Raw genomic sequence first — 26,234 nt, forward strand, 5'->3', positions numbered from 1 at the left:
GGAAAGAGAGTTTAGTCAATCTTTTAGCTGGCAGAGATGTTCCGGCAACGGCGCAGGAGACGCTGATGAGGCTCTAGCACACTCTATAGGTCGTGAGGCTGACCTTGTTTGTTGAAGTGTATGCAAGGTTTTGCGCCGTTGCCGGAAATTGGTTGCGAAACAATAATCATCTCCGGTGTTTATCTTCGTATCAGTTTTGTTGTCTTAGTTAACTTTTCTAGTAGGCAGATACTTTTATTAACTTTTTGCTGGATTGCTGTTTATAACTACCGTGTTATTTTGCCTGATCGGCTTCTTTTTTAGCTTTGAAATACTTGTTCGTTTCTGCGACAACAACTGGAGTCAGCAGGAGCAAACCAATAAGGTTAGGAATAGCCATTAAGCCGTTCAGAGTGTCCGAAATATTCCAGACCAAGCTGAGTTTTGCTATGGCGCCGATGCCAACGAAACAAACGAATACTAGGCGGTACGGTAGTACTGCTTTGACTCCGAGTAGATATTCAATTGACTTTTCACCATAGTAACTCCAGCCGAGAATGGTGGAATATGCAAATAGAATTAAGCCGATTGTTACCACGTGTGCACCACCGGGCATGCCCTTAGCAAAAGCTATTGTGGTTAGTTCTGCCCCGGTTGCACCACTTGACCATGCTCCGGTAAGAATCAGAACAAGACCGGTCATTGTACAGACAACAATTGTATCAATAAATGTCTGTGTCATGGAAACAAGAGCCTGTGTGATCGGGCTTTTGGTCTGCGCAGCTGCAGCAGCAATAGGAGCACTACCTAGGCCAGATTCGTTAGAGAAAACGCCTCGAGCAACACCCATTCTGATACACAGCATGATTGATGCACCGGCAAATCCACCAACAGCTGCAGTGGGATTAAAGGCCTGCTCGACGATAAATCCAAGAGCTGCTGGAACTTCTGCTATGTTGGCAATGATTATGTACGCAGCTCCGGCCATGTAAAAGGCAATCATTATTGGAACTAGTAACCCAGTTACTTTCCCGATTTTCTTGATTCCGCCAAGAATAACTGCGGCGGTACAGACCATGAGAACTATCCCAGTTATGGCAGGAGATATGTTGTATGTACTTTCGACTGCATCAGCGACGGAATTGGACTGAACCATGTTTCCTATTCCGAATGCGGCAACTGAGGCACAGATGGCAAAGATAGTACCCAGCCAAGGCATTTTTAGCCCTGCTGAAAGATAGTACATCGGTCCACCGCTCATTTCGCCATTTTCGTCAACAATTCTGTATTTTACGGCTAGTACGGCTTCTGCATATTTAGTTGCCATTCCTACAAGGCCCGTAATCCACATCCAGAACAAAGCTCCGGGACCACCCATTGCAATCGCTGTTGCGACACCTGCTATGTTACCGGTTCCGACTGTTGCTGAAAGAGCGGTCATCAAAGCCTGGAAGTGAGTGATATCACCAGGCTCGTCTGTGTCTTCTTTGCGCTTAATCAGTGCTAGATATAGTGCGTACCATAGTTTTCGAAACTGTATTCCGCGTAGTGAGTAAGTTAGCCAGAATCCTGTTCCGACTAAGAGAATCAACATTGGCGGGCCCCATGCGAACGCACCAACTTTTCCAACAATTCCGTCCAGTGTAGTCATAAAGTCCATAAGTAATTAGTCTCCTTGGGCCTTTATATTAAATATAAAGGCCCTTCTGGGATTAATTTGAATCGTCTCTACTGTAAAATCTACTGCAATACTTTTTCTACTGGTACGAATTCGAGGTCGAAAGCGTCGGCAACACCTTTGTAAGTGACATTTCCTTCAACAATGTTGAGCCCAGTCTTAACACCATTGTTGTCAATGGCAGCCTGTTTCCAGCCTTTGTTGGCAATCTGAACAGCATAAGGAAGAGTTGCGTTGGTCAGAGCCATAGTAGAAGTCATTGGAACTGCGCCTGGCATATTAGCAACACAGTAATGGATTACGTTTTCTACTTCATATACTGGATCTTTATGAGTAGTAGCTTTTGAAGTTTCAAAACAACCACCCTGATCGATAGCAACGTCGACGATGACTGCGCCGTTTTTCATGGATTTCAGCATTTCACGAGTAACAAGCTTAGGTGCTTTTGTTCCGGCAACGAGAACTGCTCCGATAACAACATCAGCTTCCATAACTAGTTCGCGAAGAAGAGTAGGGTTGCTCATCATAGGGAAACAGTTTTTAGGCATAATTTCAGAAAGGTAACGGAGTCTGTCTAGATTCATATCAAGCAGAGATACTTTTGCGCCAAGGCCACAAGCCATCTGAGCTGCGTTAGTTCCAACAACACCACCACCTATTACGACTACGTTAGCTGGGGCAACACCAGTTACGCCGCCCATAAGAAGACCTCTTCCGCCGAAGAAACGTTCAAGATATTTTGCTGCTTCCTGTATAGACATACGTCCAGCAACTTCACTCATAGGAGTGAGGAGAGGTAGATCTCCGGCAGCTCCTTCAACTGTTTCGTATGCGATAGCGATGGATTTGTTTTTAACAAAGGCTTTGGTGAGAGGCTCATCTGGAGCAAAGTGGAAATAGGTAAAGACAATCTGTCCTTCGCGGACCATTTCATATTCAGAAGGCTGTGGTTCTTTTACATGCATTACCATGTCAGCACGTTTAAAAATTTCAGAAGGCTCAGCTACCATTTCCGCTCCTGCGGCGATGTATTCTTCATCTGTAAAGTTGCTTCCAACTCCAGCTGACTTCTCAACCATCACATCGTGTCCATTTGCTTTCATGACTTCTACGCCTGAAGGTGTCATGGCTACTCTGTTTTCTTCTGATTTAATTTCTTTTAGAATTCCTACTAACATAATGTTCTCCAGATTATTTTTTTGCCCTTAACTATGGGCGTTGAAAGAAATATGCAAAAAAATCTCGTTCTCACATTTCCCATAAGGCAAGCTCCGTGCCATATGAGAAAAATGTTCAAGATAGATTTGTAAATGTCTGGAGTGAGGAGTGTAAGTGTCCGTATAAAAAAGGAATATTTAAATGGGCAGGAGTTATTTATTGCTTAAATAAGCATTAGAATTGAAACTGGTAGATGATGATTGAATGATCAATCGGTATGTTTTGTTACCAATAATAGTGGGATAAGCTGCTAAGCGTACAGGGCATGGTGATTTATCCAAGTGGTTCTAATTCGTTCCGCCGGTATTTTCTGTTACCACTACGTAGTTCATGCTTTTCTATTTTTTTAAGGAGAGCGGTATGAGATATGCCTAATTTAGTTGCTGCCTTTCGTATACTTGCAGTAGAATTGAGAGCGTCGATCAGTATGCTTATTTCGTAGTTAGCAATCAGTTTTTTCAAGGGCTTACCGTTAATTTCATTAGGGACTGAACAGCCTCGGTCGCAGTATCCTTTAGGTTCAGCATTCGGGCAGATTGCATTGGTTCCTATTTCACTTGAATCACTGAGGAGGGAGGCTCTTTCTATGACGTTTTGTAGCTCTCTAACATTACCAGGCCAGCTATAACTATAAAGTTTTTCAATCGCGGCATTGTTAATGGTCTGGGTTTCTTTTTCCAATTTACGGTTAAATTGCTCCAGAAAGGCACCAACAAGCAGGGGGATATCTATTAGCCGCTCCCTTAAAGGCGGTATCAAGACGGTCAGGACGTTAATGCGGTAAAATAGATCTTCGCGGAACCTGCCTTCATCCACCATTTCTTTAAGGTTTTTGTTGGTTGCAGTGATTACACGGGTGTTAACGGGTATTTCTTCAAATCCACCAATCCTTCGCACAAGCCCTTCCTGTAGTACCCTTAGAATTTTAGCCTGCGGACCGGGGGGCATGTCTCCGATTTCATCGAGAAAAATAGTCCCATTGTTTGCAACTTCGAATAAGCCCGGCTTCCCTTTTTTTCTGGCTCCGGTAAAGGCCCCGTCTACATACCCGAATAGTTCACTTTCAATAAGCGGTTCGGGAAGAGCTGCACAGTTGATGGGAATAAAGGGGCCAGTCCTGCCACTTTCAAAATGTATGGCCTTGGCGAATAGTTCTTTGCCTGTGCCGCTTTCTCCGGTAATTGAAACGGTGGTGCCAGTTACTGAGATTTTTTTTGCAAAATCAATAAGTTTTTTAATTGCAGTGCTTTGTCCAATAAAATCGTCAAAGGTTATCTCTAGAGGGGTTGATACTGCATCAACCATAGCTTTTACCTCTTTGAGATTATTCATTTGCAGGACAGCTCCGACAAAGTTTCCCTGAGAGTCGTTTATTGGTTTTGCGGAACCGTAAAACTCAACTCTTCCCGTACTTGTGATAACGGACTTTCTTCTACTGACAGGGATCCTTTTTTCAATACACTCCATGAGCAGATTGTCTTTCGGGCTTGTTTCACTGACATGGGTTCCAACTATATTTTCGTGGACTAAGCCGAGCAGTCGGCATGCAACCTTGTTAGCTGTATTTATTATTCCGGTTGAATCAACGGAGATAATTCCTTCACTCATACCGTCAAACAAAGTGCGGAACCATTTATTTCTTTTCTCTTGAGGTAGTCTTTTCAATTCCCCTTGGCTTTCAAGCTTAGGAATAGCTGAGAAGAGAGAGAACAGGGCTTTCTTGTCAAAATTGCGCTTAGGTTTCTCTATTTCAATAGAAATTTTTGCGAAGCCATCCTTTTGCTCCACTTCCATACCAATAATATTTAGCCCTTGTTCTGTCATCAACCTAGTAATATCAAAGACAATGCCGACCCTATCCTCAAAAAGAAGCTTAAATTTAAGATTTTCCGCTTCTTTCCGCGAATTATTCAACCCTTCTTTGATATTGATAGGTGCGTTCATATTGAATGGTACCTTTTATTTAATCGATGTAAGAGCAGCAGTAGTCTGCGAGTTCTTCGACAATAAGTTTGAATTTTGAGTTGGCAGGAACATCGAAACTTTCACCTGCAGTTATTGTCTGCCAATCTTTCGCTTCGGCAAGGAGGACTTTCATGCTGCCTTGCATGATTTCCATTACTTCCGCTTTCTCTGTTCCAAATTCGTAATCACCGGGAAGCATTATTCCCAAGGTTTTAAATGATCCGTCCGCGAAGGAGACCTTGCGACTAGTTACTTTTCCAGCGAAATATACATTGGCCATTTTAGTAACTGTTACGTTTGAAAACTCAGACATGATAACCCTCCTGAAGTGGTATCCGATTTACTGTTTTTATTTATAAATTAGCTTTAACTCACCTGAATTAGCACTGAATTAGCCTCAATCCACGTTGACTAACTGACTCAGAGAGATTTCGTCAAATAAGGATTATAATCTATTTTCTTACGGCATAACCAATGTAACAAGATCATAATCCGTAACATTATCTATTTCAGCTTCAACCATCATGCCCGGCGCAAGTTTTATTCCGTCTTCTGGTGCACTGATATATGTGATTCCATCCACTTCTGGCGCTTGGAACCAGACTCTTCCGGTAAATAGCCCAGGCCACTCATCGCTCGGTGCTTCCACCAAAACCTGAATCTTTTCGCCTACCATTTCAACCAAGAATTCACGGCTGATGTCCGCCTGCACTTCCATTAGAATTCTGCGTCTTTCTTCGCGTAATTCTTCGGGAAGTTGGTCCATATCACCAGCTGGAGTTCCTTCCTCGGCTTGATAAGCAAATACTCCAAGGTGATGGAATTTTGTTTCTTTAACGAAATCTAAAAGAGTTTTGAAATGTTCATCAGTTTCACCGGGGTACCCGACGATGATGCTGGTGCGTAGTATTGCGTCTGGAATATGTTTGCGGATTCTGTCGATCACCTTGCGCGGATCACGTGCAAATGGGCGGCCCATTGCAGTAAGAATCTCAGGATGGGCATGCTGAATCGGCACGTCGAAATATGGCAGAAGAGGTTTTCCCGCTTTTGCGAGAAAATCCAGCATGGAATCGGTCAGGCCTGCTGGATAGAGGTACATCAATCTGAGCCATTCAAGACCTTCGAGAGGTAACAACTGTTCGATGAGGTTACGCAAATTTATATCGGGATTGTTCAGGTCCGCGCCATAGGCGGTGGAGTCCTGCCCTACGATGATTATTTCCGGCACGCCCTGAGCTAGGATTTGCTTTGCTTCGGTGACTAAGCCAGCAGGATCGAAACTTACTTGCGGTCCACGAATTGAGGGAATCGTACAAAAGTTACATGAATGAGAACAACCTTCGCTGACTTTTAGGTAGGCAAAGGAGGGGCTGGTGCTCAGCGCGCGCTGATGTTGTTCAGGTAGCTTCGTTTTGAGTGCTTCTGCGGCAAGTTTCGGCCACGTGTCGAGGTCAAAAGTAGAAAGCCAGAGGTCAACTTCAGGCATTTCTTCGTCTAATTTTCCGTACCTGCTGACGAGGCAACCTGCCACAGCAAGAATTGGTTTTGGGCTGATGTCTGCTATGGCGTCTGCGGCTTCCAGTATGGATTGCACTGATTCTTCAACTGCTGGCTGAATGAATCCGCAGGTATTAATTAGCACCAGATTTGCGCTTTCAGGCGTGTCTGTCGGGACCATATTGTCACCCAGTGCTCCGAGCATTCTTTCGGTATCGACTCTGTTTTTTGGGCAACCGAGGCTTATAGTAAAAACTTTTATTTTTTTTGTAGGCATAATTTATGTTCCATTTGGGAAAATTTAATTTGTAAATATTACGGGGTTAAGCGCCCGTGATCTCTTGTGTGGCAATGGTTACCCCATTCTTTTATATCTGCAAAGGTGGAAATTAGGCGAATCCTGATTGTGCTTTTTTAGTAAAATAGTTTATTCTTGGCTCGGACTCTATATTAGATAGAAATGGAGAAAGTATGTTTGAAAGCCTACTGCGCGAAGATCATTGTGATTGTATCGGTATTTTAGGCAACTCAATAGTGATATCGTCGCTTGTTCAGTTGCTAAAAGACAGCAAACGGGATGTGGAAGATATAAACTTAATTGCTGGAGTGCTTGTTGACGGCAACGGGCGATCTTCCTCTGATTTCGAGATTCCAATATATGAACAAGTTGAGGATATGCTCGCTGCACATCCCGAAATAACTATGGTCTTCGAGCTTTCGGGAGATTGTTCGCGCGTGAGCAAACTTCGGCGTACTTTGCCGACATCCATCACCCTTGTAGAGCTTCCTGCTGCCAGATTTTTTCTGAAACTTCACGCCACAGATCGTTTATGGATAGCCTGTAAGGTCGATCTCATGCAGACGCAGGCTCTGTTTAAGTGTGTTGTTGATCAGTTGCCGGAAGATATCCTGATCATTGGCTCCAACGGAATGATAATGGATTGTAATAAACATTTTTCCGATTTGGTTGGAGAAGATGTCAAAGATATCAGGTGCAAAAACCCCTTAGTTTACTATGAGTCTCTTGCAACAGTATGCCCCATTAAAGATGGAGTAGTTGATGTTGAGGCTATGACCCCCGGCAAGCGCGAAGAGTTCCTTCTTTCTGAAGCGGATGCTGAGGGTAAAATGCATTTCTTTAGAGTTTACGTTTACCCCATTTCAGACGAGCAAACAGGTAATGTTGTTCAGATTGTTGTGATGCGCCGGAACATCACAAACAGAACTTTAATGGAACAGCGATTGCGGCAGTCTGAGCGCATGGCGACTGTCGGAGAACTTGCCGCATATGTGGCGCATGAGATTCGAAATCCTCTAGTGGCGATGGGCGGATTTGCAAAAGTTTTAATGAAAAATAAAAGCATTGATCTCGACGGTCATCAGAAGGTTGAAATAATTTTTGAAGAAGCTAATCGTCTAGATAAATTGCTAAAAAGTATACTTAATTTTGTTAGATCTCAAGATATAGAGATTGTAGGATTTGATGTTAATAAAGAGGTGGAAGGATCTTTAAAGCTCCTTTCACATGAGTGTGAGAAAAAGTTCGTTAAGATTGAGTTGGAACTGGACCCTCGTAACCCTGTAGGGCAGGGCGTGCCGGAGCAAGTAAAACAGTGCCTTATAAATCTGGTTATGAACGCTATGGAAGCGATGGATGGGGGGGGTATTATTAAGGTTTCAAGCGGAGTTACAGGTGGGCGAGTCTGGCTTAAAGTCCACGATGATGGCCCGGGTATTCCCACTGAAATGCGGGGGAGGGTGTTTGATCCATTTTATTCTACAAAAATAAATGGAAATGGACTGGGATTACCGATGGTTAAAAAGATAATGGAAGACTTCGGCGGGGATATTGAACTTGTGAGTCGCGAGGGTGAAGGGACTAGCGTTTCATTGCTTTTGCCTGCGGCTATGGCAGTTGCGTAAAAATCAGCTAACGAGTAATAGTCTCTCATCATATTTGGTGAACGAAATGGTGCGGATGATTTCATCTGTAGTTTTTAATATATTTCATGGGAGACGGGTTTGAAAACAGTAGTTCTTGCCACAAGTAATAAAGGCAAAATAGCTGAGTTTAAAGAGCTTCTTAAAGACTTTGGTCTTACCGTAAAAGGGCTTGATGAGTATCCTGAAATTGGTGAAATTCCCGAGCCGGGCGAAACCTTTTTGGAAAATTCCATAATCAAAGCGCAGACCGTTGCAAATCTGACAGGGCTTATTGCTGTGGCAGATGATTCCGGTCTTGAGGTTGATGCTCTTGATGGCAGGCCGGGCGTATATTCCGCAAGATATAGCGGTGAAGATGCTACTCCAGCAAAGAATAATCTCAAGCTTCTCGAAGAGTTAGAAGGAGTTGAGGAAGCCAAGCGCACAGCTAGATTTGTCTGTGTGATGGTTGCCGCTACGCCGAATAATATTCGCATTCAAAGTCGCGGGGAATGGGATGGACGCATTGCTTTTGAGCTTTCCGGGGCTGAAGGCTTTGGCTATGACCCATTATTTTTCGATCCCGAACTCGGCTGTGTTTCTGCTGAAATGACCCGCGAAACAAAGAATTCTCGTTCGCACAGAGGTAAGGCTTTAAGAGCGCTGATGGCTCAGTGGCCTGATTTCCAGAAGAAAGTCAGCGGCTAGATTTTTTGAGCCTTGTCTATCATATTAGAGTACTCGGCCAATTGAATGCTTTGGTAATAGAATAATCAGGAGATATTAATATATGTGTGGAATCATTGGATATGCAGGGCACCGTCCCGCTGTGCCTTTAATTGTAGAAGGGTTAAGAAGACTTGAGTATCGCGGATATGATTCTGCGGGTGTTGCAACTGTACAGAATAAAGAAATTGACCTTGTTCGCGCAGAAGGCAAACTTGCAGCTCTTGATGAAAAGCTGGCTCATATTAATGTAACCAATTCCACATTTGGGGTCGGGCATACCCGCTGGGCTACTCACGGTGTTCCTGTCGAAAAGAATGCTCATCCGCATCTTGACCATGATAAGAACATTGCCATGATCCACAATGGTATTATTGAGAATTATCAGGAAATAAAAGCAGAATTAGTTACCAAAGGGTATGAGTTTCGCTCAGATACAGACTCTGAAGTACTGGTCAACCTCATTGCGGAAGGACGTAAGCATAATGATTCCATGCTTGAAGCTATCTCATGGGCACTGAATCAGGTTGAAGGTGCTTACGCCATCGCTCTCGTAGCGGTTGATGAACCGGGAACTGTATATGCGGCTCGTGTTTCAAGTCCTATGGTTATGGGAGTAGGTGTCGGCGAAAACTTTGTTGCTTCTGATATCCCTGCATTCCTGCCGTACACTCGCGAAGTTGTTTTCATTGAAGATGGTGAGCTTGTAAAAATCACATCCTCCTCATGGGAAGTTTTCAGAGCTGAAAATCTGGCTCCTGTTGAAAAAGAGGTACAGACCATAAACTGGGATGTTCAGGCCGCACAGAAAGGCGGACATAAACATTTCATGATCAAAGAAATTTTTGAGCAGCCGAAAGTTATTTCAGACTGTCTTGCTGGTCGCATCAATATAAACTCCTCCACTGATATCGGTGAAGTTGTTCTACCTGAAATTTCAGCTATGGAGCCTCCTGAAAGGCTTCACATCATAGCTTGCGGGACTTCATACCACGCTGGCCTTTGGGGTAAATATCTCATCGAGCAGTGGGCTAAAATACCTGTAGATGTTGAGATTGCATCAGAGTTCCGTTACCGCGATCCATTACTCAGCAAAGGCTCTCTCGCACTCGCGATCAGTCAGTCCGGAGAAACAGCCGACACTTTGGCTGGCATTAAGCTCGCAAAGCAGAAGGGGTTGCCAATCCTCGGGCTATGCAACGTGGTAGGTTCAAGTGTTGCCCGTGAATCTGATTACATAATGTATACACAGGCTGGACCTGAGATCAGTGTCGCATCTACCAAAGCCATGTGCAGTCAGCTTACAGCATTGCTTCTGTTGGCCCTATACTGGGGTAAACGCAAAGGTGTGCTTGACGAAGAGACTTACATCCGCGCGGTCCGGGATTTACGTAATTTGCCATCAATCCTTGATGCGGAACTTCCTGCCATGCGCGCCAGAGCCAAAGAGCTTTCCCGCGAATATTCAGAAGCTAACAGCTTTTTCTACCTTGGGCGCGGACAATACTTCCCGCTTGCTTTGGAAGGAGCTTTGAAGCTTAAGGAAATTTCTTATATTCACGCAGAAGGTTACGCCGCTGGAGAAATGAAGCACGGTCCTATCGCGCTGATCGATCCCAAATTCCCGACCTTCGCAATGGCACTTAAAGACGAACTTTTCCATAAAGTTAAATCCAACCTAGTAGAAGTTCAGGCCAGAGGCGGAGAAATTATCGCGCTGACTAACCCGGGCGTAGAGCTTGATGTTGAATACCGCTGGATTTTACCCGAAGTATGGGGCCCGCTAAATGCGTTCATGGCTCTACCTGCCTTGCAGCTCTTCGCATATGAAACTGCAGATTATTTAGGTAAGGATGTTGATCAGCCTCGTAATCTGGCAAAATCAGTGACGGTTGAATAAGTGTCTGATTTTATTTAATAAAATACATTATATTGGTAGTAAGTATATCAAAGCCGCCCCTTTTAGAATCTAATACGTTCTAAGAGGAGCGGCTTTTTTTATGGCAAAAAAATGTGTTGGCTTAACTGCGGCAAAGATTAAGAAGTAGATTTGCCTTCCTGTAGCTTGATGAAAAACAAGCCTTAATGATGGTTATTTTTGTGTTGTACAAAGATGCTTTATTGATAGATTAGAGAATTGAAAATATCAAACGCATTTTAAATTCATGTTTGATTTAGTTCTGTAGCCACAATCTGAACACAGGGTCGACAACTCTCCACCAGCCCTCATTATCTTTTTCTATATGGTCCTGTTCCACCAGGGAATTTCGGGCATAAGCTACATTTGATGATATCATTTCATGTTTCATGCAATACTCACCGGCCGTGAGCGCTTGAGTCGGATCTATCGCTAGAGCTTTTAAGAGCTTAATTTGATTTGCAGTCATAGTACTTAATAATATCTCAAATCCAGACTTGGCCTGTTCAAGGACCGCTTGAGCGGCTTCATTGAATGAAGAGGAATCAGCTACCCTTTCAGATGCACCAAAAGCAAAATAGCCATATTGCTGAGCGTAAAAACCATACCCATGAGACAGCTCGGCGAGACCAGTAGAAATATTACTAGGACACTTCTTTTCAGCACTAGCGAACAGGTCAATATAGTATTGTACTAGATCTACAGTAGGTAGTGGCTGCAATGTTTTCATAATCGCGCTTTTAAAGAACGAGCGTTTCGGATCTTCAAACATCTGCTTCAATACTGCGCGCCTACTGCCGATAAAAATATGTGAAAACTCTTGGAATTGAATTTGAGTCCTAAGCAGTCCTTCTATTCCATCACTTCCCTTTAACCGGCTAACTTCCTGAAATTCATCAAAGGCTATAATAACCCTGTTATCCATTTTTTCAGCCATAGCATTTAAATCCTTTAGAACTTGCTCCAAAAGCGCCCGGCCTCCGATGCCCCCAATAGAGACGGCCGAAAAGGAAGGCGTTCCGTCTGGATTAATTTGCATACTGGGTGAATAAGATGTCAAAGTATCTTTAGCCCATTTAGCGGCTTTTTCCAGAATAGTTTCTTTAGATGCAATCGCACTATAGATCCCCTGAGCAATTCTGGCAGCGGTATCTTTTTCTGAATCAAGCTGTTCAAACGACACATAAATGGTCAGATAGTCTTCTTTATTGTGATGCAGGACTCTTTTTACTAAAGAAGTTTTGCCATAACGCCTTGGAGAACTGAGTACTATATCCCTCCATTCTGGGCATGTGTATTCAGCTCAGCCAAGATTTCAACTCTATCGCAGAAAGGGGATTCAACCGGAATTGGCTTGAAAATAAAGTGATTCTTTTTCATATTGCTCGCTCCAAGTATTTCGTTACAACTATACTGTAATTAAATAGTTGGAACAGGTTTAGAAGCATCACAATATTTTAAGTGTTTCAGTATACATATTTATTACTCACCCACAAAAAAGTCATTCGAAGCAGGCCCACCATTGTAGAATGAGATGGCTGAATTTGGTGTTAATTTGAATATGACAAAAGTAATTATTGCTTTGTAAAATTGGCTTAAGGGATTGAAAAAGGGAGTACCTTTTTATCAATAATGACCAATTTGTGTCCTTTCCTGTCAAAATCTGAAAGACCAATCTTTGGTCCCTTGGCGAGATCCTGAAGATCTCCATTAAACAGGTAGTAATAGCCATCAATAGATTGAGGGCGGTAGTTCTTATCTGTATTTTGGCCAAAAAGAAGGATTTTCATCCGGTGTCCGTTTCTGCGCATCTTGTCGTCTTCATTTATTTTCAATCGATTTTTTGGCTCGTACCCGGTCAAACTCATTGCCGCGCTCTCGATAGCGTTAGGAGTCCATGCGTTGTAGCGCATAATGACAGGCAATCCTTGTTCCTCGATTATTTGAGCGCTATTCACATCCTCTTGCAGTCTGGACAATGAATTTTGGGCAGGGATTTCCTTCAAAGTGAAAACCAAAAAAGCTACAAGCAGGACCCATTTCACTATAACAGCGTATTTGGGGGAATGCTTATGCCAATGCTTAATCCCTATAAGAATAGTTAGAAGCATAAATGGAACACCCGCAGTGAGATATCTGCTTCCAACAGGAGCGGCAATTTTAAGCGGGGAAATGCTGGATATCATATATATGTTAAAAAAAAGCCCACCTAAAAAAAGAATGGCAATAGATTTTTCATTGCTGTTCCCTTTTCGCAGCACCCATATGCCTATTCCTAATGCTGCAATAACAACCGGTAGTAAGCCTCTAAATTTTATGAGGTTTGTGAAATTTAAAAGATAATCCGAAAAGGTAAGCAGTAATTGGTCCTGTGAAATATGCGTACTTGCAAGAATTCCTAAACGACCTAATACATTTCCACTATCACTATAGAAATAGGTCCATTCAAGTCCAAGTACACTTAAAAAGAAGGCAGAAAAAATAAGAACAGGCCACAACTTTTTCTTGTCAAAAAGTAATAGAGCCAGCAGTCCGGGAGCGTAATAAATACCTGTTATGCGCGAACCCCAGACACATCCTGAAAGGAGTCCTGCAGCGGCCAAAAAGTGCCATCCTCCTTTTCTGCGCCAGATAAAAAGACAGCATACGCATGCTAGCAAATAGGTCATTTCATAAATTCCGGGCCAAAGCTGACTGCCGGAAGTTGTCATTTTTGGGTATAAAACTAGCAGTACAGCAAAAAATGCGGCAAATTTTCTGTCCCCTAGCTCCTTGCCCAAAAGATAGGCCAATATTGAAGCCAACACCGAGAATAAAACCGGCAGTATGTAATAATTTAATGGAGCAGTCCCAAATATATTGAGTAGGAGATCGAGTGGCAACCCAATTGCCCATCGCATATTGTGGTGATTCCACTCCAAATAGTGTCCATTCTGGACCATGCTTACAGCGTTTTCCCATACAAATAGTGAGTCTCCGCCAATTTCAACATATTCAAGTGATACGAGTCTTATCAGCATAGTGAAAAGCACGATGCCAGCAATCATTATTGCGTCACAATATTTGTTGGAGGATAGAAAGTTTGCTGGGACTAGCTTATTATAAAATTTTTCCATAAAATTTACAGGCTCTTTTTTTGTTAGATATAATTCTTTCTGAGTGTTTATCTTGATAGTTGAAATTGAAGTTTTTATTTGTCGTACGATTAGCTGATAAGATGTCTGAACGCAAATTCTTTGAGTACAAGATATTGCGATATTGCCTGTTTGAAATACTACATAAAAGGCGGACAGTCTGTCTGCTGCGGTACAAGATCCATGCGTGTTTATCATGCATGATCTGCTCTTAACTTTCCGCATATGTCGGCCATTTTTAAGATACTTCAAACTTGACTTTATTAGCGTTTTATCAAAAGACTCTAGCTCGATATATCCTTTAATAATCGGGTTGAGTTACAAAGAATATATATAATATTAAATTCGTTAAAAAAATGGGGTTGTAATGAAGGTTGGTTATTACCTATCAGATTTAACATTAACAGGTGGAACCAAGGTTATTAACCAACATCTGCGAATTTTAGATGCGTCTGACTATGATGTATCGTTTTTTGCTAAGCGAATTTTAACTGAGTATAAATTTAAAAAAAACTGTGTTCTTATTGAAGATCCCGCTGAAATGATTGGGCAGGTTGACGTTGTTATTGCAACGAGACTTTCAGACTTTAAAGAATGTCTTAAATCTGGGTTAGGGCGAGTTGTGATGTTTTATCAGCGCTACGAATTAGACGATTTGCAAAGCTACTACTCTGAAAAAGGAAAACTCGACAAGTATTCATCTTTTCTTGGACGTTTGTTTTTGAAGGTGAAGTTTGCATTACAGAAGTTTAATATCGAAAGAACTTACAGGTCTGGTGGATTCTCTTGGACCCCATGCCATACTGTGGCACATAAATTAGATAATAAATTTCATGTAAATTATGAGTTCATCAGGAATACAGTAAATCTTTCGTTGTTTGATTGTGCTACTCCCAATAGTGGAGCCGTTCCTTCTGTCTTGAGTATTGGAGATTACCGCCTTGGGCGTAAAAATATAGTACGTATTTTTGAGGCCGTGCGCATAATTAAGCAGAAAATGGACATCAATTTTATCCGTGTTTCTCCTTCACAGATTTATGAAGAGGAAATTGAATCAGGGATTGTCGACGAATATTATTCCCAACTTGATGACGATGGTATGAACAAAATTTATGACAAGAGTGATATTGTTGTTGCTGCTTCACTTTCAGAAGGATTTGGTATGCCCGCATTGGAAGGTATGGCCGCAGGTTGCGTCTGTGTTCTATCAGATATTCCCGCTCATAATATGTTTCATGAGTTGTGCGAGGAGCAGATTGGCCCATATGCATTATACTTTGATCCTGAATCAACAGTAACCCTTGTTGAGAACCTGCAGAAGGCTTTGAACCATAACGGGTGCAAAGAACTTTTGGAAAATGGTAAAAAAGTTGCGCAATCTTACGTCCCTGAATTGCAAAAAAAGGACTTGTTAGCTGCGTTGGACAAATTGAAGTGATTTCTACGAATCACGTACACCTAAATATACTATTTCAAACATGGAGATATAATAAATAATGTCTATGAATAATTCTGAGCAAAACGATCAGGCTGAGGAAGCGCTTAAGCAACTTGAAGAGCGTCTTAAGGAATGCAAAGATAATGATGATTCCAATGGTCGTGGCCAAACTCTTTTTGAGATGGCACAAATTGAGATTTCCAGAGAAAACAAGGAAGGGGCTTTGCTCATGCTGATTGAGGCATATGCTCTAGTTAAAGACCTTGGAGATTTGTCCTACATTTGTCCTATCGGTGAGCTTCTTGGCCAGCTTCTTTATGTTTCAGGCAGCCGTGTGGAAGGACTTAATATGGTTGGTGAATCACTTGCCGGATTAAAAGAGATGGGCTCTGACGACGAGGCTGCAAATACTGAACATCTGCTCGACGCAATGATAGCTCATTCTCTTGCGAATCCTTTGCCTGAAGAAGATGCTGACTCCTAGCCGCATCTTCACTGCTCTCTCACGTAACTAGAAATACACAAAAAAGCCGGACAGTGATTAAATCACCGTCCGGCTTTTCGCTTATAGACTGTAGTACAATGATGAAGAAACTATGTTTCTCCATATTTAGAAGCAGGCTTTAGCCACAGGTCGTGTAGCCGCAAGCTTTGCAGATTTTGCATCCGCCCTCTGGTACATATGCATTTTGGCCGCACTCAGGACAGGGGCTTCCTAGTCCTTTGGATACGATGGTCTGATCATCCATATCTAATGATATGTATTGGCGCAGGATGCGGGAAATGATCGCAGATGCATCAATTATATTGTAGCTGGAGCGTTCTAGCTGCGTGAGTATTCGGTCGATGGGCATGCCGACGCGAAGAAGCATACTGATCAAACGTGTGATGGTTTCCCATAGAGAATATTTTTCCTGAAAGACCTGCTCGTTGTAGATTCCAGAGCCCGTCATGCCCGCTTCTTTCGGAAGTTTGACAAATATTTCTATAGGGTTGCCGGAATCATCTAAGGATACGATGATATACATCTTGGACCCTTTCCACGTAACCCGGTGCCGCTCGGCTCGTTCGATATCACCTAACTCTCTTTCAAATAGAGAGGGGTTTTGGCCCAGCATGGTCGGATCGGCCTCTTTCGCCTCTTCTTTCTTGCTCAGAACACCTTTTTTACAACCGTTACGGAAGACCGTTACCCCCTTGAGGTTGTGCTTCCATGCTTCAAGGTAAATTTGGAATATGGTTTCCTTGGGCGTATCTTCGGAAAGGTTGATGGTCGAAGAAATGGAACTGTCCGTGTATTCCTGAATCGCGGACTGCATGCGGATACGGTCCATGTAATCGAGTTCATCGGACTGGACGTAATTTAATTTTTCTTTAAGCTGCATGGCGGTATATTTGCCGAACAACTCTTCCTGATTTGTTTCGATCATCCATTTCAATGGAGGCATATGAATGAATTCAAAAACTTTTCCAGCTTCAAGGCGGGTTTCTCTGGTGTAACTGAAAAGGAACGCCGGTTCGATTCCTGAGGTGCAATTATCAGACATAATGGAAATGGAACCTGATGGTCCAACTGTATTAAAGGCCGTATGGCGAAGACCCACTTTCATTATTTTAGTCTGTAATTTTTTGGGTAAATCTAGGTTTACGATGTAAGGGCATTCCAGAAAACGGGTTCTAGCTGCTGGGTCCTTTAAAGCCTCAACAACTCCTAAGCGCTCGGCAATATCCGCACTGATGGATATTTCGGTTATGGCTTTATCCCGCAGAATATTTTTGACAAAGGATATGGATTCTTCACTTCCGTAGCGCATGCCCATCATTGCCAGCATGTCTCCTAGCCCAGTAAATTCTATACCGATTCTTTTTCCATACTTATCCGCATCGCGGTGTTTCTGGAGAGGATGCTTATCCTGATTGAAGTCGGACATAGTATCCATAAAGGCCATTGTCCGGGCTAGGTCGTTGTGAAATAGATCCGCGTCGAATTTAGCTTCTTTGGTAAAGGGGTTGGCTACATACCTATACAAAACCATGGCGCCGAGAAGGCAATTGTTCCAGTAGCTAAGGCTTTGCTCGCCACACGGATTGGTGGACATGGGCTTGAGCCGTAGGGGATCAATATATGTACCGGGGGTATTGCGCTGTGTTGTATCCTGATAAAGGATGCCCGGATCACCTGACTGCCACGCAGAATCGCTGATTTCTTCGAGCAGTTTACGCGCGCTGACTGTTTCATACGGTTTGAAAGGAAGGTTAAGATCCTTCCAACTGCTGTAGTCGCCGTCCCAGATATCATTATATACGGACTTTATAGGATCGAATATGTCTGAAGTCTCGTTGCGACGCCTAGTAAGGATGAAGGTCAGTGTATCGCTAGGAAGAACAGCTTGATCATCATTCTCTGGAAGATGCGGCTGGACCTTGATCAAATGTTTTTTTGGATCAACGGAAATTACTTTGTAGACAATCTCAGCCTCAAGACGATCTCCTACTTGCGGATCAAGGGCGTCATATACTTCTGGAAGAAGCTGTAAGGTGTCGGAATCACATATTTTACCTGTTATTTTTACACGGTCGGGAAAAATAAAGGTCCAGTCCTTGTCTTCTTCAACGGCCTGCATGAACTCATCAGTAATTTTGACGCTGATATTTGCCCCGAATACATCTTGAGTTTTGCCCGTGAGGGAATCAACTCCAAATATTTCTTCAGGTTTACTTTTGCACCAGATGAAACGACGAGTGTCAGGGTGCCTGATGTCCAGAGATATCATGAGCGCGCCGCGTCTGCCGTTTTGACCTATGGTGTTCGTTAATTCACTGAAAAGAGGCATGAAGCTGACAGCTCCGGAGGAAGTGACCGCAGCATTATTTACAGGGTCTCCCGAAGGGCGCAATATTGTGATGTCGACCCCGCTGCCTCCACGGTAGGAATAGGTCCTGGCAAGTTTTTTTTGAGCCTCAAAGATTCCTTCCAAAGAGTCGGATTCGATCTTGGCTAAATAGCAATTGCTGAGGGAGCATTTTATATAGTCGTTACCTAACCCGGATAAAATGGAACCGGCAGGTATGAAGCGTCCGGACTGGAGCATTTCACATACCTGTTGGTTCTCTTGCTTATCAAATTTGGACTGTTTTAAATATTCGCGGCAAAGCCTGTGTTTGACGTCAGTAAAAGAGTGCTCTTGAAGGCGCCCTTTGCGGTCACGGATTTGATATTTTTTTGAGCTAACTGTTTCTTGAAAACGTGTGTGTTCTTCAAGGGCCATCTTAGCTGATTCGCGGGTGATAACGGAGTGTTCAGTCATTAAAAAAGGTCCTTTGAAGTGATTGTCTGCCCTAACCTTTGGCCACAGTGCAAGACGCTAGCGATATCACAATTTTAAAATTGCTAACATGCAAGGCTCCACGTGGAGAATAAGGAGTGAGCTTGTGGTGCAGGCGGCCCAGAAGGCTCGTTCTGCGGGATTTTTTTGGGCCGGATGTCCTTTTTCAATTGTCAGAATAGACAGGCGCATCCGGGGAATTGAAAATGTCTGCATAATGCAGGCATGCTTCAGGCAGGGGGGCTGGCTTTTTTTAATCCTTAACGGTTAAAAAATACAGCGGCAGAACCGCCCCGGAATCTAACCGGGTTCCCTCATTATAGGTCTAAAAAAATCAGACTCCTGAAGTTCAAAATCAACGAAAGTAAGTCTAACAAATCAGCGTTTTGGGTCAAGGTCTTTCTAGACTTTTTCATGTTCAAATCTCTTTAGCCCATGGGAGAGTAGGGATGACGTGGAGGTGGACGGTAGTTATCCACAGGCAATCTCTTTTTTGTTCATAACCATTTAAGAGACTGTTTTAATATAAATTATTAACATTTTACTGATTAATATATTTATGTCCTTTGCAAAAAAAAATGAACGGGTTGGCGCATTGCCACAGGAATAGCAATGCCGCCAATCTGAACAATTAATATTTTCATAAGCGCTGCGCTGAACTTTCGCTTCGGCAGGCTTTAACTAAATTATAATTACTGATGCTTATGGTTACAGATATCCGCTATTACGGAGAAACAGTTTTAGCTTCAGCCGTTTTAATTTCGGTAGGTCGGTGTTGTCCTTTGCGCCCTTTTTCCGGTGCGGGATCAGCAACAAGGCCGTAAGTGGTCAGCCCGTCATGGTCTTTAGGAAGGTGCTCAGTTATGGGATTTCCTTCTGAATTAACAAAGAGCAGACAGTGGCAGTATTTATACTGTTTCATGTCGTCACAAGGGCAGAGCCAGGTCCGCTCCTGCACCGCTTCCTGTTTGTCAGGATAGAACTGGCAGGGACATAGGGGCCTCTTCAACAGATTCAAATGGTTGGTAAGGCCGCCAACAACTGCTTCAGTTACATCCGGCATGGGGTGTGTCTGTAGTCCGGTACGTACACAGTTTTTTTCTACATAATTGAGTATCAGTTTTTGATTCTCTTCAGATTGGTTCATTAAAAAATACCCTCAATTGGTTTTTGTTCAATTAATTAAGTTAATATTTATTTGTAGTTGTCAGTAGGAAGTGCTCCACTGACTACTTTGAATTGCTTCAGTACATTTAGACGTGCGTTACAGGTCTGGCAAGCATTGAATTTTCATTAGCCTTAGTTTGTAGCGTAATTTCTATAGTGAGTTGCGCAAAACTAATAAATAATGTTGGTGTTTTGCATAAGCTCATATTAAAATCTATTGACATGTGTTCTAAGAGAAGGAGCTGGCAGATTTTGTTGTGCTGATTTTTTGTTGAGGAGTATTTCTGTAAACACGTACAGATGAGGTGGTTTAATGGTTATGCTAGAAAACGAGATGGGCGGTAAAATAAAGCTAGGAATCGCTAAGTGTCTTCTTGGACATAAAGTTAGATATGATGGATCGCAAAAGCTTGATAGATTCCTTCGCGATACGCTGGGTAGGTATGTGGAGTGGGTGCCTGTTTGTCCAGAAGTTGAAACCGGTATGCCTATCCCTCGTGAAGCTGTAAGACTTGTTGGTGAGATTGATTCGCCCCGGCTTGTTGGACGCAAATCCGGTGAAGACTGGACTGATCGAATGCAGAAGTGGGGAGCGATGCGTCTGCAACAACTCGAAGAGCAAGGTACTTGCGGATATGTCTTTAAATATGGTTCACCGTCTAGCGGAATGGCCCGTGTTAAAGTTTATAGTGAAAATGGGATGCCTCGACTCGAAGGGAGTGGACTATGGGCTCGCATGGTTATGGACCGCTTTCCGCAGTTACCATTCGAAGATGATGGTCGGCTTCATGATCCTCGATTAAGAGAAAATTTCATATCAAGAGTGTTCACGCTCAAGCGTTGGCGCGAAGCCATGGCAAATGGGCGGACAGTTGGGAAGCTTGTCGAGTTTCACACAAGACACAAGATGTTGATTATGGCCCATAATGAGGTTGTTTATCGCGCTATGGGCAAGCTTGTAGCTCAAGCCGGTGTTGCTAAAACCGATGAAACTTTCCAGCAATATTTTGAGATGCTTTTTAAAGCTCTTTCCTACAAACACACTGTGAGCAAAAATGTAAATGTCCTTACTCATGCCGTGGGTTATTTCAAAAAGGATTTGGTCTCATCCGAGAAAGTCGAGTTGCTTGAACTCATTGGTCAGTATCAGAAAGAACTTGTCCCCCTTATCGTCCCCATGACAATGATCAACCATTATGTCCGGAAGTATGGGAAAGAGTATTTGGATAAGCAATATTACCTGCATCCATATCCCGCAGAACTTATGTTGAGAAATCATGTCTGATATTAGATAATAATATATGCAGGTGAAAAGCTAGATTGGGTCTTTTCCCGTGGGCTAGTAATAACGTTGTTAACCAAAGTCGTTCCTGCTAGACCTATTATACTGTAATAGGTAGCGTGTATTCTTACGCCTTTAAGGAAAGAGCAAATATTTAGAAGTAATGGTTCAAATTAGTTTGATTTACCTAGACGGAGTGTTTCCTTGAGTGCAGACGATCATGGAAGTTTAGACAGGCTGTCTGAGCAAATATCAGAAGTCTTTGAATCTTTTTCAGATTTTATTCTATTCACTGACGGTGCAGGTTTTATCTGTTCCGCCAATCCTCCTGCTGTGGAATTTTTTGACGGGCCTCTATGTGAGCGCAGTCTCTGGAGTATTCTGGGGGTAGATGTTTCAGATATTAAAGAGTTTGTGAAGCTATATGCCGCTGAAAACGTTTACGAAATACCTTATGGGGACGGTGGCGGTAGCTTTTCGCTGCGCCTTATCCCTCTTTGCGGTCCATTTTGTTCAGAAGGATATGTAGCTGTTGTTACAAACAACGCGCCGTTTGTTGAATTGCATGAAACGTATGAAGAGCGTATTGAGGATAATATTGCAGCCCTTGATGACAGTGTCTCTCTTTTTAATGCCTTATTTGAAGTTGCGCACGATTCTACAATACTTACCGATTCTTCTTTTAGAATACTGACCTCGAATCCTGCCTCAGAGAAGGCTTTCGGGCGGCGGGCAACTCTGTCCGGTAACAGCTGTTTAAATATTTTTAGTGCCGCTTCCTCTGTTGTTGTTCGGGAATATTTTGAGAACTGCACAGCTGAGCTTCCGGTTCCTTTCGATGATCTGCTCACAGCAATCAATAGTAGCGGTAAAGAAATTTCTGTCGAGTTAACTTTACACAAAGTGCGCTTGCAGTCCGATATAGTTTTTCATCTGGTGTTGCGCGACATGACAAATATACAACGCCTTGAGACTGGCCTTGAAGAAACCCGCGAGCAGGTGGATGGGATGAATGTGGCTTTGCGCACGGTGATTGAGTCTGTGGAAGAAGAAAAGCGAGATATGCACGAAGATTTTTCTCAGCAGGTTCGGGAGCAGATCAACCCCGCGCTGGATAGAATGATTAAAGAGCCTCTTCCTCAAATGCGCAAAAGTTTCGGAAAGTTTATTAAGGAGCGTCTATCCGCTCTGGCTGGAGAAAGCGGGGATCAGTTCGAAGATCTATTGCTACAGTTGACTCCTCGTGAAATCGAAATATGTCGCTATATTGAAGCAGGAAAGGGTAGCGAGCATACTGCGGAGTTGTTAGCTATCTCGACTGATACCGTTCGTACCCATCGTAAAAATATTCGCCGCAAACTTGGATTGCGCGGCACGGGTACTTCTCTTATTTCCTACCTTAAGCATCAGGTCAGCTCTTAACCTCTATTGGGTATATCTTATACCCATTTTATACCTAATCGGTCACCTTGTGGTAGATCCTTCATTCTGTTTTTATATACTCTCTTAAAGGCTATCAGCGTTTTCCTTTTTCAAGCCTTAGTACAATTACCCTTGAATAACTCTTAAAAAATACTCTTATGAGATGCGGTTTTTAAAACTGTCTCTTGTGGATTATGTTGACTTGTTTAACGGGTTTATTGTTTCAGATTTTATAATAAAAAACTCACAGGATGTTATGACCGTTTATACAGAACGACAGGAAGAATTGGCTGGTGTTATTGATATTAAATCCTCGAAGTCCGATTGGACCGATTGGAAATGGCATGTTCGTAATACTATTAAAACTGTTTCTAGTTTTGAAAAAGCCCTCGGAATTACATTTAGTGATAGTGAAAGAAAGCAACATGAGATGACCTTGCGGAAATTCCCTTTGGGGATCACTCCTTATTACCTTTCACTGATCGATGTAGAGGATTATAAAAATGATCCTGTCTTCTTGCAGTCATTCCCAAGTCCTAAAGAGCTCATAATAGAACGGTGTGATATGTCTGATCCGTTGCATGAGGACGAAGACAGTCCCGTGCCCGGAATTACCCATCGTTACCCAGACCGCGTGCTTTTCCATGTAAGTAATCTTTGTTCCATGTATTGCAGGCATTGCACTCGCAAGCGTAAGGTTGGCGATCAGGATTCTATTCCTTCTCGGCAGCAACTTGAGCAGGGGATAGAATATATCCGCAACACTCCACAGGTACGTGACGTACTCCTTTCCGGCGGCGATCCGCTCATGCTTTCCGACGAGAAGCTGGATTGGCTTCTCACCAAGATTCGCGAGATTGAGCATGTGGAAGTTGTACGCATCGGAACCCGTATGCCTGTTGTGCTTCCTTATCGCATTACTGATGACCTTGTGAACATGCTTAAGAAGCATCATCCAGTCTGGGTTAATACTCATTTCAATCATCCCCGCGAAGTGACCGATTCATCCAGAAGAGCTCTTGCTAAACTTGCTGATGTCGGCATCCCTTTAGGTAACCAAAGTGTACTGCTGGCAGGTGTTAACGACTGTCCTCGATTGATCAAAACATTAAGTCATAAGCTAGTTAAGAGCCGCGTTCGCCCTTACTACCTGTACCAGTGTGATCTTTCCGAAGGGCTAAGTCATTTCAGGACTCCTGTTGGGAAAGGCATCGAGATTATGGAAAGCTTGCGCGGGCATACCAGTGGCTTTGCCGTGCCTACTTATGTTGTGGATGCTCCGGGTGGTGGCGGTAAGATTCCGGTCATGCCTAACTATATAATTTCATGGGCTAGCAATAAGGTTGTGCTACGAAATTATGAAGGAGTCATTACTACATATACTGAGCCTGAGTCTTATGAGTGCAACTATTGCGATAGGAACTGCGCCGATTGTAACCTTCAGCTCAAAGAAGATGATGCGGAAGAAAAGGCCATCGGTGTTCAAAAGCTTATTTCTGATTGGGATGAGACTCTTAGCCTGACTCCTGAAGATACTGAAAGGATGGAGCGCAATTCTAATGTTGCATGATTCCGTCGTTAAGGTTGGGCAGAGTACTATACAGGTGGGACCGTTTAATGACCGTATCTATCTCATGTCGCTAGCGCCAGAAGACGGTCCGGCCATTATTGATGAATTGACGGACATCGCTGCGAGCAAGGATGTATCTAAGATTTTCGCAAAAATTCCCGAATCGCAGGCTGTACCTTTTCTGTCCTGCGGGTTTGAAAAGGAAGCGGAAGTTCCGAATATGTTTGACGGTGAAGCTGGGGTTTTTCTTAGCTTGTATCGCTATCCTTGGCGCAGAGAGCTAGGCAACATGGAGGAGCTTGATAATGTTCTTTCAGTTGCCAAAAGCAAACACGGGAAGGGAAATGTTTCGACCCTTCCCGGTAGCCTGAATATGCGTAGTTTGAGGGTCGAAGATGTAAGCGTGCTTGCAACGCTTTACGGACAGACCTTTAAAACCTATCCATTTCCCATCACTGACCCTGAATTTGTGCGTCAGGAAATGGATGATGGTACTCGTTTTATAGGAGTATTTGAGGGCGATAAACTCGTCGGAGCCGCCTCGGCAGAGGTCAGCAAAGACGGCTGGAGTGCGGAAATGACTGATTTTGCAGTTAATCCTGCGTTCCGCGCAATGGGCATTGCCGGAGCATTGCTTCGTGCTCTTGAAAAAGATTGTGATAAGGCTGGAATTAAATGTCTTTTCACCATAGCCCGTGGTTGCTCCTATGGGATAAATTCATTGTTCTCCAAAGGAGGCTATGAATACGCCGGACGTTTGATAAATAACACAAATATCAGCGGTAGCCTTGAGTCCATGAATGTTTGGTCTAAGGTAAGCTGATTTTCTAAGAGCATTCAAGATATCATGCTTTTTTCTCAGCTGCGCAGTGCAGAGCCTCTTCCATTGAGAGTGTAGAAAAGCATTTATTACATGATATACAAGTTGCTTTTTCCCTGTTTCCTTCTGCCCATCTTTTTATGAGGTGAGGTTCTCTGATTAGTGGCCTTGAAAGGGCAATGTAGTCGGCCAGACCTGAAGTCACAGCTTTTTCTACAACATTAAAAGACAGGAACCCACCTACGAGAATTAGTGGAATATTTATTTTTTCCTTTAAGAGTTTGGCAGTTTCTTCGTAGTAAAATTCACGGTCTTCGGACTTTGAAGTGCCGGCTCTTGATGGCGTAAATTTGCCGGATTCGAAGGTTCCTCCGCTGATCTCAATGGCGTCAACTGTGTGCTCTTCAAGCATGCGGCAGACTTCGATTGTCTCTTCTTCTGTCATTCCGTTTTTAACAAAATCCTCTGAATTTATCTTGACCATTACCGGGAAGGAAGGGCCAACAGATTCTCTTACTTTGTCACAAACTTGGAGTAGAAATCTTGCGCGGTTTTCAAGCTTTCCACCGTATTCGTCCCCACGTTTATTGTAGTGGGGAGATAAAAACTGGCTAAGCAAATATCCATGAGCCGCATGGATCTGTACTGCATCAAAACCGGATTTTACGGCCCTTATTGCTGCTTTTGCAAAGGCTTTTGCGGTTCTGTCTATGTCTTTGGCGGTCATTGCGGAAGCTATTAGAACTTTTTCCTCAAAATCATCTGATGGACCGAGCGGTCCATATTCCCCACACCCGATGCCTTTTTTACCTGCATGCGCAAGCTGCGCGGCAACTAGACTTCCATTTTCGTGGATAGTCGCTGTCATCTTTTTTAAACCATCAAGCATATCATCAGAGTATATGCCCATCTGCCTCGGGCCTGCCTGACCTTCAAGCACAACATGAGTATGCCCGCTGATTATTAAGCCTACGTCGCCCTTAGCAAGATCAGCCATGTAGCTTAGCAGTTGATCTTGCACTTTTCCATCAAGTCCGGACATCGCTTCGTATGTTGCAGATCTTACAAAGCGGTTTTTTATATTCAGCCTGTTAATCTCGGTAGGTTCAAATAATTTAGACATGTGTTCCTTTCTTTATGGTTTCTCGGTTAGAGCGAACTTTGGCCC

General features: G+C 43.2%; 19 protein-coding genes and 1 riboswitch. Of the genes, 9 read left to right on the forward strand and 10 right to left on the reverse strand.

The window, feature by feature from the left end; all coding sequences use genetic code 11:
- Positions 1–274: 274 nt before the first annotated feature.
- The 5 genes from BR06_RS0110355 to rimO form a co-directional block, all read right to left on the reverse strand.
- Entirely contained in the window at positions 275–1,639 is a 1,365-nt protein-coding gene (locus BR06_RS0110355; protein WP_031482658.1) for an alanine/glycine:cation symporter family protein, read from the reverse strand.
- Between the two features lie 80 nt (positions 1,640–1,719).
- Positions 1,720–2,835 (reverse strand): alanine dehydrogenase, encoded by a 1,116-nt coding sequence (ald, locus tag BR06_RS0110360; protein ID WP_031482660.1) that lies wholly within the window; start codon positions 2,833–2,835, stop codon positions 1,720–1,722.
- Between the two features lie 313 nt (positions 2,836–3,148).
- A complete protein-coding gene (locus BR06_RS0110365) occupies positions 3,149–4,819 on the reverse strand; it encodes a sigma 54-interacting transcriptional regulator (RefSeq protein ID WP_051677004.1) in 1,671 nt (556 codons plus the stop codon).
- A gap of 19 nt (positions 4,820–4,838) precedes the next feature.
- Positions 4,839–5,153 (reverse strand): pyrimidine/purine nucleoside phosphorylase, encoded by a 315-nt coding sequence (gene ppnP / locus BR06_RS0110370; RefSeq protein ID WP_031482664.1) that lies wholly within the window; start codon positions 5,151–5,153, stop codon positions 4,839–4,841.
- Between the two features lie 147 nt (positions 5,154–5,300).
- A complete protein-coding gene (gene rimO, locus BR06_RS0110375; RefSeq protein WP_031482666.1) occupies positions 5,301–6,617 on the reverse strand; it encodes a 30S ribosomal protein S12 methylthiotransferase RimO in 1,317 nt (438 codons plus the stop codon).
- 194 nt (positions 6,618–6,811) lie between these two features.
- Here rimO and BR06_RS0110380 point away from each other — a divergent pair, with 194 nt between their 5' ends.
- From BR06_RS0110380 to glmS, 3 genes are all read left to right on the forward strand, one after another.
- Positions 6,812–8,263: a two-component system sensor histidine kinase NtrB gene (locus BR06_RS0110380; protein WP_031482668.1), complete on the forward strand. Its 1,452-nt coding sequence runs from the start codon at positions 6,812–6,814 to the stop codon at positions 8,261–8,263.
- A gap of 99 nt (positions 8,264–8,362) precedes the next feature.
- On the forward strand, positions 8,363–8,971 hold the full coding sequence (locus tag BR06_RS0110385; protein WP_031482670.1) for an XTP/dITP diphosphatase: 609 nt from the start codon (positions 8,363–8,365) through the stop codon (positions 8,969–8,971).
- Positions 8,972–9,053: 82 nt separating this feature from the next.
- Positions 9,054–10,889, forward strand: coding sequence for a glutamine--fructose-6-phosphate transaminase (isomerizing) (glmS, locus tag BR06_RS0110390; RefSeq protein ID WP_031482672.1), 1,836 nt, complete (start codon positions 9,054–9,056; stop codon positions 10,887–10,889).
- A 274-nt stretch (positions 10,890–11,163) separates the two neighbouring features.
- Here the strand turns inward: glmS and BR06_RS0110395 are convergent, their stop codons facing one another.
- Positions 11,164–12,090: an ATP-binding protein gene (locus BR06_RS0110395; RefSeq protein WP_031482674.1), complete on the reverse strand. Its 927-nt coding sequence runs from the start codon at positions 12,088–12,090 to the stop codon at positions 11,164–11,166.
- 412 nt (positions 12,091–12,502) lie between these two features.
- Positions 12,503–14,239, reverse strand: coding sequence for a glycosyltransferase family 39 protein (locus tag BR06_RS0110405; RefSeq protein ID WP_031482676.1), 1,737 nt, complete (start codon positions 14,237–14,239; stop codon positions 12,503–12,505).
- Positions 14,240–14,408: 169 nt separating this feature from the next.
- Here BR06_RS0110405 and BR06_RS0110410 point away from each other — a divergent pair, with 169 nt between their 5' ends.
- Together BR06_RS0110410 and BR06_RS0110415 are read left to right on the forward strand one after the other, a co-directional pair.
- Positions 14,409–15,479: a glycosyltransferase gene (locus tag BR06_RS0110410; protein ID WP_031482678.1), complete on the forward strand. Its 1,071-nt coding sequence runs from the start codon at positions 14,409–14,411 to the stop codon at positions 15,477–15,479.
- Between the two features lie 58 nt (positions 15,480–15,537).
- On the forward strand, positions 15,538–15,963 hold the full coding sequence (locus BR06_RS0110415; RefSeq protein WP_031482679.1) for a hypothetical protein: 426 nt from the start codon (positions 15,538–15,540) through the stop codon (positions 15,961–15,963).
- Positions 15,964–16,102: 139 nt separating this feature from the next.
- Here BR06_RS0110415 and BR06_RS0110420 read toward each other — a convergent pair whose 3' ends face one another.
- Both BR06_RS0110420 and BR06_RS0110430 read right to left on the reverse strand, forming a co-directional pair.
- Positions 16,103–18,787: an adenosylcobalamin-dependent ribonucleoside-diphosphate reductase gene (locus tag BR06_RS0110420; RefSeq protein ID WP_031482681.1), complete on the reverse strand. Its 2,685-nt coding sequence runs from the start codon at positions 18,785–18,787 to the stop codon at positions 16,103–16,105.
- A gap of 234 nt (positions 18,788–19,021) precedes the next feature.
- A riboswitch (cobalamin riboswitch) is annotated at positions 19,022–19,166 on the reverse strand.
- 363 nt (positions 19,167–19,529) lie between these two features.
- Positions 19,530–19,952, reverse strand: coding sequence for a ferredoxin-thioredoxin reductase catalytic domain-containing protein (locus tag BR06_RS0110430; RefSeq protein WP_031482683.1), 423 nt, complete (start codon positions 19,950–19,952; stop codon positions 19,530–19,532).
- A 333-nt stretch (positions 19,953–20,285) separates the two neighbouring features.
- Here BR06_RS0110430 and BR06_RS0110435 point away from each other — a divergent pair, with 333 nt between their 5' ends.
- The 4 genes from BR06_RS0110435 to ablB all read left to right on the forward strand — a co-directional run bounded on the left by BR06_RS0110435 (position 20,286) and on the right by ablB (position 25,069).
- Positions 20,286–21,257, forward strand: a complete 972-nt coding sequence (locus BR06_RS0110435) for a YbgA family protein (protein ID WP_031482685.1) — start codon at positions 20,286–20,288, stop codon at positions 21,255–21,257.
- Positions 21,258–21,458: 201 nt separating this feature from the next.
- On the forward strand, positions 21,459–22,676 hold the full coding sequence (locus tag BR06_RS0110440) for a PAS domain S-box protein (protein WP_031482686.1): 1,218 nt from the start codon (positions 21,459–21,461) through the stop codon (positions 22,674–22,676).
- A 256-nt stretch (positions 22,677–22,932) separates the two neighbouring features.
- On the forward strand, positions 22,933–24,246 hold the full coding sequence (gene kamA / locus BR06_RS0110445; RefSeq protein ID WP_031482688.1) for a lysine 2,3-aminomutase: 1,314 nt from the start codon (positions 22,933–22,935) through the stop codon (positions 24,244–24,246).
- Positions 24,236–25,069 (forward strand): putative beta-lysine N-acetyltransferase, encoded by an 834-nt coding sequence (gene ablB, locus BR06_RS0110450; protein WP_031482690.1) that lies wholly within the window; start codon positions 24,236–24,238, stop codon positions 25,067–25,069. The genes kamA and ablB overlap by 11 nt, the downstream gene beginning before the upstream one ends.
- A 22-nt stretch (positions 25,070–25,091) precedes the next feature.
- Here ablB and BR06_RS0110455 read toward each other — a convergent pair whose 3' ends face one another.
- Positions 25,092–26,189, reverse strand: a complete 1,098-nt coding sequence (locus BR06_RS0110455) for an oxidoreductase (RefSeq protein WP_031482692.1) — start codon at positions 26,187–26,189, stop codon at positions 25,092–25,094.
- Between the last annotated feature and the right edge of the window lie 45 nt (positions 26,190–26,234).

The organism is Maridesulfovibrio frigidus DSM 17176, from assembly GCF_000711735.1.
Lineage (GTDB): Bacteria > Desulfobacterota > Desulfovibrionia > Desulfovibrionales > Desulfovibrionaceae > Maridesulfovibrio > Maridesulfovibrio frigidus.